Source organism: Streptomyces sp. NPDC006552, from assembly GCF_040611655.1.
Taxonomy (GTDB): domain Bacteria; phylum Actinomycetota; class Actinomycetes; order Streptomycetales; family Streptomycetaceae; genus Streptomyces.
In genome coordinates, this window is sequence record NZ_JBEXOS010000114.1 from 1 (window position 1) to 13,899 (window position 13,899).

Sequence of the window (13,899 nt, forward strand, 5' to 3'; positions counted from 1 at the left end):
GCTGCACGGCGCGCTCAAGGGCTCGGAGAAGGCGCTCGGCAAGGTCGCCAAGCACATCACGGAGACCGTGCCGGACCGCGCCAAGGCCACCTCCCAGCTGCACAAGGGCAACGACCACGACGTCCGGGACAAGGTCGAGGCCATCATCGAGGGCAGGAAGGACGGGGACGGCAAGGGTGGCTGGGGAGAGAGGCCGGGCTCCGGCTCTCACCTCAAAACAGACGCGAACGACAAGCGGGACCCGGACCTACTCCAGCGCTCCAAGGACGCCCGCGCCATGGCCGCCAGAGAGACGTGTGGCGACCCGATCGACATGGCGAGCGGCCAGATGGTCATGACGCAGACCGATGTCGAACTGCCTGGGGTCCTGCCACTCGTCCTGCGCCGCACCCACCTGACCGGCTACGTGCACGGCATCGCCTTCGGTCCCTCCTGGGCCTCCACCCTCGACGAACGGCTGGAGAGGGACCCGGCGGCGGAGGGCGTGTGGTGGCGCCGCGAAGATGGTTCCAGCCTCTACTACCCGCGCACCCCGGACATCGTCGGTGACCGCGTCGACCCGGTCGCGGGTGACCCGCTGCCGTTGACCTATCTGTCTCGTGGCGCCACGTACGTACTGGTCGTACAGAACCGGCACACCGGCCTGACGCGGTACTTCGAACCCTCCGAGGCCACCGAAGGCGTCTGGTGGCTGACCCGGACCGAGGACCGCAACGGCAACAACATCACCTTCGAACGCGGTCCGGACGACGCCTTGTCGGAGGTCGCGCATTCCGGCGGATACCGCCTGGCCGCGACCTGCGGCGACGACAGCCGGGTGACCGCCGTGCACGCCATGGCTGAGGGTGGCCCTCTGCGGCTGCGTGCCTACGGTTACGAGAACGGGGACCTCACCGAGGTCGTCAACGCGGTCGACGCGAGAACCCGGTACACATACGATCTGGCGCACCGCATGACCAGCTGGTGCGACAGCAATGACACCGTGTTTACGTACACCTACGACGACCAGGGGCGTGTCATCGCCACCCGGGGAAGTGACGGCATCCTCGCTTCCCGCATCCAGTACGCCGGTCCGGACGCCGACGGCACCACCACCGTCACCTACACCGATTCCCTCGGCCACGCCTCGACTTACCGCGCCAACCCGCGCGGCCAGATCATCGCGATCACTGACCCTCTCGGTGCCACCACCACCCAGACCTGGGACGCCCGTGACCGCTTGCTCTCCCGGACCGATCCGCTCGGGCACACGGTGGCCCGCCGTTACGACGAGGCGGGACACCTCGTCTCGGTGCTGCGACCCGACGGGAACGAGACCACGGCGGAGTACAGCGAGTTCCCCGATCCGCTGAGCGTGCGAACCCCCGACGGCCAGGTCACCCGGTACTCCTACGATCGCCGGGGCAATCGCCTGTCCGTCACCACATCATCGGGCCAAACCACGCGCTTCTCCTACGATGAGGCAGGCCGCGTCGCCTCGGTCACCGATGCCCTCGGCAACGTGACCACGGTCCGTTGCAACCAGGCAGGCCTGCCGCAATCGATCACGGATCCGTTCGGCGCCGTGACCCGTCAGACCCACGATGCCCTCGGCCGTTGCATCACCCGCACCGACCCGACCGGCGCGACCACGCGTCTCCAGTGGACTCCCGAGGGCCAGCTAGCCCGGCGCGTCCTCGCCGACGGCGCCCAGGAGTCCTGGACCTACGACGGCGAGGGGAACTGCACCGGTCACACCGATCCGATCGGTGGGACGACCCGCTTCGAGTACACCCACTTTGATCAACTCACCGCCCGTACGACTCCCGACGGGGCCCGCTTCGAGTTCAGCCACGACACCGAGCTGCGCCTCACCGAGGTCACCGACCCCCAGGGTCTGAGCTGGACCTACACCCGTGACGCAGCAGGGCGTCTGGCTTGTGAGACAGACTTCGACGGCCGCGCGCTCACTTATCGGCACGACGCCGCGGGCCGCCTGCGTGCCCGTACGAACGTCCTGGGTGAGACCACCACCTTCGAGCGCAACGCACTCGGCCAGATCATCCGCAAAAACGCACACGGCCGCGTCACCACGTACGTGTACGACGGTAACGGCAAGCTCGCCCATGCGACCGGTCCGGACGGCTCACGGCTGTCCCTCACGCGTGACCCGTACGGATCGGTCCGCTCGGAGAGCGTCGACGGCCGCGAACTCGTCCACACCTACGACGCATCGGGCCGCCGCAACGGTCGCAGGACCCCGTCAGGGGCGACGAGCTCGTGGACGTACGACGCGGCGGGCAGGCGCGTGGGCCTGGTGTCGTCCGGGCGGACCGTCGACTTCGTGTACGACGAGGCCGGCCGCGAAGTCGACCGGACCGTCGGTGACTTCCTCACCCTGCACCACACTTATGACACGCGAGGTCGACTCACCGCGCAGTCGGCGGCTGCCCCGGAGGGCCGCGCTCTCCAGCACCGTGCCTACACCTACCGCGCCGATGGCCTGCTCTGCGCCCTCGAAGACCAGCACGGCGGAGAGCGGCGATTCGACCTCGATCCGGTCGGCCGGGTCACGGGTGTACGCGCCGAGGACTGGACCGAGACCTACGCCTATGACGCGGCCGGCAATCAGACACGGGCGGACTGGCCCGCCCGGCACCCGGGACAGGACGCCACCGGTGACCGTGATTACACCGGCACCCGCCTCACCCGCGCCGGCACCGTTCGGTACGAGCATGATGCCCTCGGCCGTATCACCCTGCGCCAGAAGACCCGGCTGTCCCGCAAGCCGGACACCTGGCGCTATGAGTGGGACACGGAGGACCGGCTGACCGGGCTCACCACTCCGGACGGCACCCGCTGGGGCTACACCTACGACCCGCTCGGTCGGCGCACCGCGAAGTTCCGGCTCGGCCCCGATGGCGAAACGGTCGTGGAGCGCACGGAGTTCGCCTGGGACGGGACGGTTCTGTGCGAACAGACGACCTGGTCCGACGACCTGCCGCACCCCGTCACCCTCACCTGGGACCACCAAGGACTTCAGCCGGTTGCCCAGACAGAGAGGATCACCGCTGCCGACGCCTCGCAGGACGAGGTCGATTCCCGATTCTTCGCGATCATCACGGACCTTGTCGGTTCCCCCCGCGAACTGGTCGACGAGGGAGGGGACGTCGCGTGGCGCACTCGCACCACGCTGTGGGGCAGCACGACCTGGAACGCCGACGCCACCACCTACACTCCGCTGCGTTTCCCCGGGCAGTACAGCGATCCCGAAACCGGCCTGCACTACAACCACTTCCGCCACTACGACCCGGAGACCGCGCGCTACCTCACCTCCGATCCGCTGGGTCTGGGCCCCGCATCCAACCCCGTGGCCTACGTCGACAATCCACACACGTGGATGGACCCGCTGGGTCTTGCCGGCTGCGACAAGGACACGATCACGCTGTACCGCAAGCAGTCCGACCATCCGCTCAGTCAGCGCATCCGGATCGGCGAGAACGGCGAGGTGACCATCACCGGGAAGGGAAAGCTCTATGTGAACATGAGCGACGACATCTCCCACACGTTGCATTTCCGCGGCTCGGACGACCAGATCATCGCATTCGACCTGCCCAGAGAGTACCGGGATGCCATTCGCGAATCGGCCTTGCCCCAGGACAAGGACGACCACCCGGACGGCGATGCGTTCACCCGAGCGGAGTGGAAGGAACTACTCAAGGAATACCCGGAGATCTCGGACCCGACCAAGGGGCCCGATCTGTATGGAATCCCCGTGAAACTCTTCGACGGGCTCCGGGAACAGATCGTCGCGGGGTCCGGACGCGTCGTGCAGTAGCGAGGGTAGGATTCCCGGATGATCCATAGCGAGGAGAGCGTTGCCGCCGAACTGGATCGTGTCCGGCAACGTCCCACAGCCGACGTGGCTCCACCCGCCCTGGCCGCGTTCACTGCCGAGCTGACCCAGCCCTTCCCCGACTACGCGGATCGTGTACGCGAAGTGCTGGCCGCGGCCCTGTACCTGGCATCCACGGCGGAGTTCGACGACGAAGACCTGCCCACGGACCGTTTCCCGGAATGGTTCGCTCGCGTGTCCAGCAGGAACGGCGAGCCCCCTGCGGAGTTCGCCAGGGACGGCCGCGCCGCTTTCCTGGAACGCAGCGGGAAGCAGAATCCCTGGTCCCTGCAGAACTGGATCTACCGGTTCGACCCGGACGAGGAGTCCCGCGGCTGGGAGTTCTGGGACATCGCGCAAACAGGCACATCTCAGGCCCGGATCTGGGTGGACAGTTGGGGCGAGTCCAGCTTCGGCTCTCTCGATCTGCTCTGGTTGCTGTACACGGCGGGTGCCGCACGCGTCGAAGGACCGCAGGTTCACAAGCCTGCCGTGTGGGTGTCCGAGGCGTTCGGCCGGTGACGGAGCACCGCCGGGGCCGTGTTGTGCGCGCGTCGTACACGGACTCCACGATCACCGTGTATCAGGCGTACCCGCGCGAGATCGCAGAACCTGCGCTGCACGCAGGCACGCTCGTGCCACCGTTCAAACGGGAGCGCATGACCTGGATCAAACCCTCGTTCCTGTGGATGATGTACCGCTCCGGCTGGGCGCGCAAAGTGAACCAGGAACGGATTCTGCGTATCGAGATCGACCGGGTTGGATTCGAGTGGGCACTGGCGCACTCGTGCCTCAGTCATTTCGAACCGGGTGTGCACGCGGACCAGGACCAGTGGCGTGCCGAGACTGCCGCGTCCCCGGTACGCGTGCAGTGGGACCCGGACCGCGACGTCCACTTGGAGCCGCAGCCGTGGCGTGCCATCCAGGTCGGGTTGTCGGGCGAGGCCGTGGACCGATACGTCAGCGCTTGGATCACGGACCTCACCGATGTCACCGAGCTCGCGCTGTCGGCCCAGTCCCTGCTTCTCGCGGGGCGGGTGGAGGAAGCGGCACGGCAATTGCCGGCCGAACGCCCTTACCCCCTCCCGGACGACCTTCGGCGGCGTTTGGGTGCCGAGGACTGAACCGGTGCCGGTGAGAGCACATTCCCGCGCCCGGGAGCGCCGGGCCGGAGCCGCCCCGATGACCCCGGCCCGGTCGCCACGTGTGTGCCTCAGACCAGCCGGACCACGTTCCACGACAACGGCTCCAGCGTCGCCCTGAGTGTGCCCGCCTCCAGCGTCGTGCCGGTGCCCGCGTGCGGGGTCACCCGGTCCGGTTCGGTGCGGGTGTTGCGGGCGTCCGGGTCGGCGTCGGCGAGGACCGAGTGGTCCGTGACGGACGTCAGTTCCATGCCGTGCAGGGCGACTTCGAGCGGGAGCGGGTCCGTCTGGCTCCGGTTGACCGCGAAGACCGTGACCGTGCCGTCCGCCGCGCGGACCGCGGTGGCGTGCAGCAGGTCCGCGGTGCCGTGCCGCTTCGTGTCGTACGTCGGGCCCGAGACGCGGACGTCCAGGACCTCGCCGCGGCCGTACTTCGCGGCCTGGGCGAACGGGTGGAACGTCGTCTGGCGCCACGCCGGGCCGCCGGGCTCGGTCATGATCGGGGCGATGACGTTGACGAGCTGGGCCAGGCAGGCGACCGTGACGCGGTCCGCGTGGCGCAGCAGCGCGATGAGGAGCGAGCCGAGGACGACCGCGTCGGTGACCGAGTAGACGTCCTCCAGGAGTCGGGGGGCCTCCGGCCAGTCCAGGGCCGCGACCTCGGACTCCGTGCGCGACATGTACCAGACGTTCCACTCGTCGAAGGAGAGATTGATCTTCTTCTTCGACTTGAGCCGGGCGCCGACGTGGTCACACGTCGCGACGACGTTCTCGATGAACGACTCCATGTCGACCGCCGAGGCGAGGAAGGAGTCCCGGTCGCCGTCGTGCTCCTCGTAGTAGGCGTGCAGCGAGATGTGGTCGATCAGGTCGTACGTCTCGGCCAGCACCGTCGCCTCCCATGCGGCGAACGTCTCCATCGACTGGCCCGAGCTGCCGCAGGCGACCAGTTCGACGTCCTGGTCGATCTGGCGCATGGCGCGGGCCGTCTCCGCGGCGATCCGCCCGTACTCCTCGGCCGTCTTGTGGCCGGTCTGCCAGGGGCCGTCCATCTCGTTGCCCAGGCACCACAGCCGGATGCCGAAGGGGTCCTTGTCGCCGTGCGCGACACGCAGGTCCGAAAGTGCTGTGCCGGCGGGGTGGTTGGCGTACTCCTGGAGGGCGATGGCCTCGGCGACGCCGCGCGTGCCCAGGTTCACGGCCATCATGGGTTCGGCCTGCGGACCGACCTTCTTCAGGAACGCGATGTACTCGGAGAGGCCGAAGCGGTTGGACTCCGTCGTGCGCCAGGCCAGGTCGAGGCGGCGCGGGCGCTCCTCGGCCGGGCCGACCGAGTCCTCCCACTTGTAACCGGAGACGAAGTTGCCGCCCGGGTAGCGGATCACCGTGACGCCCAGCTCCCGGACGAGGGCGAGGACGTCGGTGCGCAGCCCGGCCTCGTCCGCCGCCGGGTGGTCCGGTTCGTGGATGCCGGTATAGACGCAGCGGCCGAGGTGTTCCACGAAGGAGCCGAAGAGGCGGGGGTTGACCTGGCCGACGGTGAACGCGGGGTCGAGGGTGAAGCGGGCGGTGCGCAATGTGTCCCTTTCGCTGGCGGGTACGGGGCGAGGGGGTGCGGCGGTCACTGGCCGGCCAGTCCCGTGTGGGCGACGCCCGTCACGATCTGCCGCTGGAAGAAGACGAAGACGACGATCAGCGGCAGGCCCGCCATCAGGCCGCCGGCCATGAGCTGGGCCCACTGGATGCCGTAGGAGTTCATGACGGTCGCGATGCCGTTCGGCATGGTCATCAGGTCGGGGTTGTTGGTGACCATGTACGGCCACAGGAAGTTGTTCCACGACGCGATGAAGGTGAAGATGCCGACCGCGGCCAGCGAGGGGCGGGCGAGCGGGACCACGATGGTGAAGAAGATCCGCCAGCGGCCGGCGCCGTCGATGAACGCGGCCTCCTCCAGCTCCCTGGGGATGCCCTGGAAGAACTTGTAGAGGATGTAGACCATGGCGGCGGGCGCGCACTGGGGCAGGATCATGCCCCAGTAGGTGTCCACCAGGCCCATCTGCTGGACGGTGGTGAACAGCGGGACGCCCAGGACGGCCGGTGAGACCATCAGGCCCGCCATCACCACGCCCATCAGGGCGCTCTTGCCGCGGAACTCGGTGCGGGCGAAGCCGTATCCGGCGAGGGCGGCGACGGTCAGCACCACGGTCGTCACGCAGACGGAGACGACGAGGGAGTTAACGAACCAGTCGGTGATGTTGCCGGTCTCGAAGAGCGCCCGCCACGCCTGTCCGGTCCACTCCCGGGGCAGCCAGTGCGGGGGCACCTCGACGGCCTCGGTCTCCGACTTGAGCGAGGTGAACAGGGCCCAGGCCAGCGGCGCCAGGAAGACCGCGCAGACGGCGGCCCCGAGCAGGGTCAGGACGATCTGGCTGGGCGTCCAGGGCCTGAGGGGCCCGGAGCGCAGGTGGGTGGTGCTCATCGCGCGCCCTCCTCTCGGTTGCGCAGCAGCCACATCCGCGCCAGGGCGACGGCCGCGATGATGACGAAGAAGATGATGGAGATGGCGGAGGCGTAGCCCACGCGGTAGCTGGTGAAGCCCTCTTCGAGCGTGTACTGCACGAAGGTGCGGGTGGAGTCCTCGGGACCGGGGCCGAAGTCCATCATCACGACGGCCTGGTCGAAGACCTGGAGCGAGGCGAGGATCTGCAGGGCGACGACCAGGCCGGTGATGGTGCGCAGCAGGGGCAGCGTGACGTGGACCATGCGGTGCCAGGCGTTGGCGCCGTCCAGTTCGGCGGCCTCGTAGAGGTGGTCGGGGATGCCCTGGAGGGCGGCGAGGTAGAGCAGGAAGCTGAAGCCGACCGTCCACCACAGGGTGGTGATGACGACGGCGAGCATGGCGTACGACTTGTCGGTCAGCCAGGGTGTCTCGATGCCGAAGACGTGGTTGACCATGCCGGTGCCGGGGTTGAACAGCCACTGCCACAGGTTGCCCGCGACGGTGGACGGCAGCAGGAACGGCAGGAAGAAGCAGAGCCGCCACAGCCACTTCCCGCGTTCGATGTGGTGGGCGAGCATCGCGAGGAGGAAGGCGAGGACGGTGATGCAGGGCACGACGAGCAGCGTGAAGAAGACGCTGTGGCCGAGCGCGTCCCACATCAGCGGGTCGTGCAGGGCCTCGCGGTAGTTGTCGAGGCCGACGAAACCGGGGCTGTCGCCGGAGATGTTGGCGTCGGTGAAGCTGAGGTAGACGCCGCGCAGCAGCGGCCAGATCACGAAGAGGGCGAACAGGATCAGGAACGGCGCCACGAACCAGCCGCCGTGCTGGAAACCCTGCTTGCGGCGGACGGTGGCGCCGGCCGCGGTCGTGCTGCGCGCGCGGGGCGCGGCGATGACAGTCTCGGCGCTGGTCGTCGTCATGCGAGCGCACCTCCCTGCGCGGCGGTCCTGCCGTCCATGGGGTTCTTCATGGCGAGGAGTCGGGTGAGGGTGCTCTTCATGCGGCGGGCGGCGGCCGCCGGCTTCGCGGAGCCCATGGTCGAGGAGACGACGACGGGGCCGACGCGCTGGGCGAGGATGCCGGTGGAGCCGGCGAACCACACCTTCGGTTCGGTGGCCTGGTGGTCCATGGCGGCCACGTACTCGTTCTGCGGGGCGAGCCTGCGGTACGCGGCCGTGGAGAGGGTCGGCGTGTAGGCGGGGATGTGGCCGCCCACGGCCCACTGCCGGGCGTGCCGGACGACGTAGGCGGCGAGCCGGTGCGCGGCCTCGTTCACCGCGCCGCCGCGGTCCGCCTGGTGCGGCAGCACGAACGCGTGCGACTCGGCGTGCGTGGCCTGCTTGCCGAAGACCGGGGGCAGCGGGGTCGCGCCGTACTCCAGCTTCGCGCCGGAGAAGACCGGCACCGACCAGTTGCCCTCCCAGGTGAAGGGCGCGCCGTTGAGGAACTGTTCGCCGTCGGCGGCGCCCGCGATCGCGTACCCGTCGGTGACGTGCCGGCGCAGGAACTCCAGGACCTGGGTGGCCTTGCCGGTGTCGAAGGTGACCTCGGTGCGGGCGGCGTCGAAGTAGGCGCCGCCGAGCTGGGCGTAGAAGGCGACGAAGAACCACCACATGAAGTTCTGGTCGTTGGCGTGCAGGCCGAGGGTCTGCAACCCCTTCTTCGTGGCCCGCTTCGCCTTCTTCAGCACATCGAACCACTCGTCCGTCGAGGTCACCGGCACGATCCGGCCGTCGTCACCGAGCAGGTCCGCCTTCTTCAGCACGTCCTTGCGGTAGAAGCTGAGCTGGACGTGGATGTCCAGGGGCAGGGCGTAGAGCTTGCCGTCGATGACGGCGCGCTTCCAGAGGGCGGGGTTGAAGTCCTTCTCCCGTACGCCGTACTTGGCGAGCAGGGCTACGTCCCAGGGGTCGAGCAGGCGGCCCGGGGAGAACCCGGGGACCCGGCCCAGGTGCATGACGCCGAGGTCGGGGGCGCGGTTGCCGGCCGCGGCCATGGCGAGCTTGGTGTAGAAGGGGCTGCCCCACTGGAGGGTGGAGTCCTTCACGTCGATGCCGGGGTTCGCGGCGCGGAAGGCGTCCAGCATCGCGATCATGTTGTAGCCGTCGCCGCCGCTGAAGAGGTTCCAGTAGCGGACGCGGGTGTCGGCGCCGGAGGCGAGGGCGTCGGCCCCGGTTCCGAGCGCCGCGAAACCGAAGCTTGCGGCGATGGTCAAGCCGCCTGCTGCGGTGAGGAGTTGCCTGCGGTTCATCAGGTCAGGTCGGCCCATGTCCTGCCCTTGCTTTTGGGGTGGACGTTCGATATTTCGACTGCTGCTCGGAACTTCGAACGGGACCGTATTTTCGAAGCGCTTCGAGGTCAATGGGGCGGGCGAAATTTTCGGTGCGGGTTGCGGGGGTGCGGGGTTCTCGAATTGGCCGGGGTCCAGCGTGTGCGGGCCTCTTGCAGCTGAGTGCGCAGTTCCCCGCGCCCCTGAGGGGGTTGCCACGTGCGGTATCGGTAGGGCGCGGGCCCGGTGGGGGTTGCTCGCGCAGTCCCCCGCGCCCCTGAGGGGGCGCCACGTGTCGCGTCGGTCGGCTGCCAGCCCGGTGGGGGTTGCTCGCGCAGTTCCCCGCGCCCCCGAAAGGCGCACTTCGTGCGCTCTCTTCGGCTGCGGGTCCGGCAGGGCCCCCGCGGCCCCCCAGAGCCCTGAGATGGCGCACGAAGTGCGCATCTCAGGGGCGCGGGGAACTGCGCGAGAAGCCCCACCGCGGGGCAGCCGAATCACAAACCCCGCTCAGGGGCGCGGGGAACTGCGCACTACCCGGGGCGGCCCACGCCGGCGTTCAGGATCCGAAGGCCGGCTGGGGCACACCGCACCCCGCCCCCGGCACCACCAACAACGCCCCCTCAAGCGGAGACGGCGAGTCGAGCCCCACCCGGGCCGACGAGACGTACAGGTCACCAAGCCCGGCGCCGCCGAACGCACAAGCCGTAGGCCGCCGAACCGGGAGCCGCACAGTACGATCCAGCACTCCGGACGGGGTGTACCGCCGCACCGCCGCCCCGTCCCACAGAGCCACCCACACACACCCCTCCGCATCGACGGTCAGCCCGTCGGGATACCCGGCCCCCTCCTCCACGGTCACCAACTCGCGCCGCCTACACACCCGTTCACCCACCACATCGAAGACGTCGATGCGCCGCGTGGGCGTGTCCACGTAGTACATGAGCGTCCCGTCGGGGCTCCACCCCGTGCCGTTGGAGACCGTGACGTCGCCGAGGATCTCGGTCACCGCGCCGCCCGGCGCGACGCGGATCAGGTTGCCGCCCCCGGGCGTCTCGTCGTAGGCCATCGAACCCGCCCACAACGCGCCGTCGGGTGCGACGGCCGCGTCGTTCCCCCGCCGCCCGGCCACCGGTTCGCGGTGCAGCCAGCTGAAGGACCCGTCGGCCGCGTAACTGCCCACGCCGTCCCGGAGGTTGACGACCAGACCGCCGTCGGCGCACGGCTTGGCCGCGCCCACGTGCTGCTCGGTGGCGAGCACCGTGCGCCGCCCGCTGCCCGGCTCGTACGTGTGAACGCGGCTGGAGAGGATGTCCACCCAGATCAGCCGGCCCGTGGCCGCGTCCCACGTGGGCCCCTCCCCCAGCCGCGCCCGCTCCCGTACCGCGACCTCGGCCCTCATACCGTCCCCCGGTGCCCGAGCCGCTCCGACAGGTCCGCCGCGCCCTTCACGGCGAGCTGGGCCAGCTCGCCCTCGCGGGCGTCGCTCCAGCGGATCATCGGTACGGAGATGGAGAGCGCGGCGACGACCCGGTTGGTGCGGTCGCGCACGGGGGCGGCGACGCAGGACACGTCGGTGTTGGACTCCCGGCTCTCGACGGCGACGCCGCGCCGGCGGATGTCGGCCAGGTGCGCGTGGAGGGCGGCCGGGTCCGTGATGCTGTTCTCCGTCATGCCGGTCAGCTCGGCGTCGGCGGGGACGCGGGCGGCGAGTTCGGGCTCGGGCAGGGAGGCGAGGAGCATCTTGCCGACCGAGGTGCAGTGCGCGGGCAGCCGGCGGCCCGCCGCGGAGACCATGCGCACGGCGTGCGTGGAGTCGACCTTGGCGATGTAGATGACGTCGGCGCCCTCCAGGATCGCCACGTGGACCGTCTCGTCACAGGTCTCGGCGACGGTACGGGCGACCTGCTGGCCCTCGGCGGCGAGGTCGAGCTGCTCCGCGTACCGGCTGCCGAGCTGGTAGGGGCGCACCCCGAGGCGGTAACGGCCGGGCTGGGAGGGGACCTGCACGATGTACGACCGGGCGGCGAGCGTGGTGACCAGCTCATGGACCGTGGTGCGCGGCAGCTGTAGTTTGCGGACGATGTCGGGGGCGGACAGCGTCCCGTCCCCGTCCAGGAAGAGCTCCAGTATGTCCAGAGCCCGGGTCACTGCGGGTACGAGGCGTCCCACCACCGGCCCCCTTCCCTGTTCGATATTTCAACAGACGGTCGGAATGACGAACGTAGGCTACGCACTACGGGGTCGGCCGGGCAATGGCTCGGGGACGCGCGGCCGCATGCGCGACCATGGGAACCATGCCCCGCTCCCGCCCCGCCGGACCAGCCGCCCCCTTCACGCCGCTCCACTTCCAGCTGGTGCTGCTGCGGCGCATGGCCGACCACAATCCGGAGCGGGTGGAGAGCGCCCGCGCGGACCTAGGCGTGAGCGTGGCGGAGATGCGGGAGGCGAACCGCCGCTGGCAGGCGATGCTGCACGCGCGCAGCGGCCGGGCGGCGGTCTCCCGGTACCGCTCGGTCCTCGGCGCCCCCGAGCGCACGCTGCTCCGCCGGATCGGTGACCTGGAGTGCGAGGCGCTGCTGTGGCCGGTGCCGCTCTGGCCGGACCTGCGCTTCGAGGTGCTGCTCTCCCCGACGGGCGCGGTCTGGAACGAGTGGCTGATCCGCGCGCCCGGTGCCCCCGCCCCCGCGCTGCGCACCCTCGCCGACCTGACCCCCTGGTCCTGCACGGTCGACGAGGCGGCCCGCGCCTTCGCGCCCGCGCGCCCCCTGGAGGGCTCGGCGCCCACGCGCTGGGGCCTGGAGTTCACGGCCCCGGACGAGAGCGGCGCGCGGCGTCAGGTGCGGGCGGAGTTCACCTGGGGCCTGCTTCAGCGCTGGACCGCTTGAGCCCGCCGAGGAACGCGCCGAACGAGTGGGGCCGGCATCCGCCGGCGAGCGGCGCGGGCCGGGGCAAGTGCGTGTGGTGCGAACTCGCCGCCGCGTGACGGCTCCGCTCAGGCCGCCTTCAGGATGGCGTCGGCGACGGTCCGCACCGAGTCAGGATGCACCGTGTTCAGGAACAGGTTCGGCTCGACGAGCTCCAGTTCCATCACGCACGGCCGCCCGTCCGCGCCGTCGACCAGGTCCACCCGCGCGTACAGCAGCTGGTCCGCCCCGCCCGGCACGGCGGCCAACGCGGCCTGGGCCACGGCGTGTTCGGCCTCGGTCGGCTGCCACGGCTCCAGCCCCGGGTGGGCGACCTTGCGCTCGTCGAAGGCGACCCCGGGGGCGAGGACGGCGCCCTTGCGGATGGCGTGCAGGTAGGCCCCGCCGTAGAAGAGCACGGCCCGCTCCCCGCTCACGTCGATCCCCGCGACGTAGGGCTGCACCATGGCGGTCAGCCCCTCCGCGTGCATCCGGGCCAGGTGGCGCAGGGCGGTCTCCCGTTCGGCCGGGGTGTAGCGGGCGGCGTACCGGGAGCCCGCGCCGGAGGTCGGCTTGATCACGTACTCGCCGTCGGCGGGCAGGCCGGCCCGCTCGCCGGGGGCGACGTACGAGGTCGGCACGGTGGGAACGCCCGCGCGGGCCAGGTCGCCGAGGTAGCGCTTGTCGGTGCTCCAGCGGAGCACGCCGACGGGGTTGGCGAGCCGGGTGCGGGCCGCGCAGCGCGCCGCCCACTCCAGGAACTCCTCGCGCCGCCAGCTGTAGTCCCAGGTGGAGCGGATGACGACGAGGTCGAAGGAGGACCAGTCGGCCGCGGGGTCGTCCCAGTACGCCACGGTGGCGTCGGCCCCCGCCCGCTGTATCTCCGCGGCGAGCAGCGGAAGATCGCGGTCCTCGCTGATGTGGGGCGCCGGCCGGCAGGTGACGAGGGCGATGCGGGGCATGCGGGCTTGCTCCTCCAGGGACGGCACACCGGCCGGCCGCGTACGGGCGCGGGGCCGGCGTACGGCGGATCTGCGGTCGTACGCGGTCCTCGCGAGGCTAACGCGCGGGCCGCACCCGCCCGCGACCGGCCCGCTTCCCCCGCGCACTCCCCACACGCGCCCAGAAAATACGGCGGCGGGGGAATGCACGCGTATCGCGTGCATTCCCCAGAACGGAAATCCACCCTCAGTACAGCCATACACACACCC

At 70.1% G+C, this 13,899-nt stretch carries 11 protein-coding genes; 4 read left to right on the plus strand and 7 right to left on the minus strand.

Annotation, left to right across the window (positions count from 1 at the left end; genetic code table 11):
• The 3 genes from ABZY33_RS34960 to ABZY33_RS34970 all read left to right on the plus strand — a co-directional run.
• The coding region (locus ABZY33_RS34960) for an RHS repeat-associated core domain-containing protein (protein ID WP_356495751.1) at window positions 1-3,817 on the plus strand (3,817 nt) is incomplete at its 5' end.
• Between the two features lie 18 nt (window positions 3,818-3,835).
• Entirely contained in the window at window positions 3,836-4,396 is a 561-nt protein-coding gene (locus ABZY33_RS34965; RefSeq protein WP_356495752.1) for a hypothetical protein, read from the plus strand.
• Window positions 4,393-4,998 carry a DUF4291 domain-containing protein gene (locus ABZY33_RS34970; protein ID WP_356495753.1) on the plus strand — a complete coding sequence of 202 codons (606 nt, stop codon included), beginning with the start codon at window positions 4,393-4,395 and terminating at the stop codon, window positions 4,996-4,998. The genes ABZY33_RS34965 and ABZY33_RS34970 overlap by 4 nt, the downstream gene beginning before the upstream one ends.
• 89 nt (window positions 4,999-5,087) lie before the next feature.
• Here ABZY33_RS34970 and ABZY33_RS34975 read toward each other — a convergent pair whose 3' ends face one another.
• From ABZY33_RS34975 to ABZY33_RS35000, 6 genes are all read right to left on the minus strand, one after another.
• Complete coding sequence (locus ABZY33_RS34975) at window positions 5,088-6,593, minus strand: alpha-N-arabinofuranosidase (protein WP_356495754.1); 1,506 nt, start codon at window positions 6,591-6,593, stop codon at window positions 5,088-5,090.
• A gap of 44 nt (window positions 6,594-6,637) precedes the next feature.
• Complete coding sequence (locus ABZY33_RS34980) at window positions 6,638-7,495, minus strand: carbohydrate ABC transporter permease (RefSeq protein WP_356495755.1); 858 nt, start codon at window positions 7,493-7,495, stop codon at window positions 6,638-6,640.
• The gene (locus tag ABZY33_RS34985; protein WP_356495756.1) at window positions 7,492-8,436 is read right to left on the minus strand and encodes a sugar ABC transporter permease; all 945 of its coding nucleotides are present in this window, start codon (window positions 8,434-8,436) and stop codon (window positions 7,492-7,494) included. The genes ABZY33_RS34980 and ABZY33_RS34985 overlap by 4 nt, the downstream gene beginning before the upstream one ends.
• Window positions 8,433-9,785, minus strand: a complete 1,353-nt coding sequence (locus ABZY33_RS34990; RefSeq protein ID WP_356495757.1) for an extracellular solute-binding protein — start codon at window positions 9,783-9,785, stop codon at window positions 8,433-8,435. Before ABZY33_RS34990 ends, ABZY33_RS34985 begins: the two co-directional genes overlap by 4 nt.
• A gap of 556 nt (window positions 9,786-10,341) precedes the next feature.
• Window positions 10,342-11,184, minus strand: a complete 843-nt coding sequence (locus ABZY33_RS34995; protein WP_356495758.1) for an SMP-30/gluconolactonase/LRE family protein — start codon at window positions 11,182-11,184, stop codon at window positions 10,342-10,344.
• The gene (locus tag ABZY33_RS35000) at window positions 11,181-11,954 is read right to left on the minus strand and encodes an IclR family transcriptional regulator (protein WP_356495759.1); all 774 of its coding nucleotides are present in this window, start codon (window positions 11,952-11,954) and stop codon (window positions 11,181-11,183) included. Before ABZY33_RS35000 ends, ABZY33_RS34995 begins: the two co-directional genes overlap by 4 nt.
• A 116-nt stretch (window positions 11,955-12,070) precedes the next feature.
• Here ABZY33_RS35000 and ABZY33_RS35005 point away from each other — a divergent pair, with 116 nt between their 5' ends.
• On the plus strand, window positions 12,071-12,670 hold the full coding sequence (locus ABZY33_RS35005; protein ID WP_356495760.1) for a hypothetical protein: 600 nt from the start codon (window positions 12,071-12,073) through the stop codon (window positions 12,668-12,670).
• 107 nt (window positions 12,671-12,777) lie between these two features.
• Here ABZY33_RS35005 and ABZY33_RS35010 read toward each other — a convergent pair whose 3' ends face one another.
• Entirely contained in the window at window positions 12,778-13,650 is an 873-nt protein-coding gene (locus ABZY33_RS35010; protein ID WP_356495761.1) for a hypothetical protein, read from the minus strand.
• Window positions 13,651-13,899 lie beyond the last annotated feature (249 nt).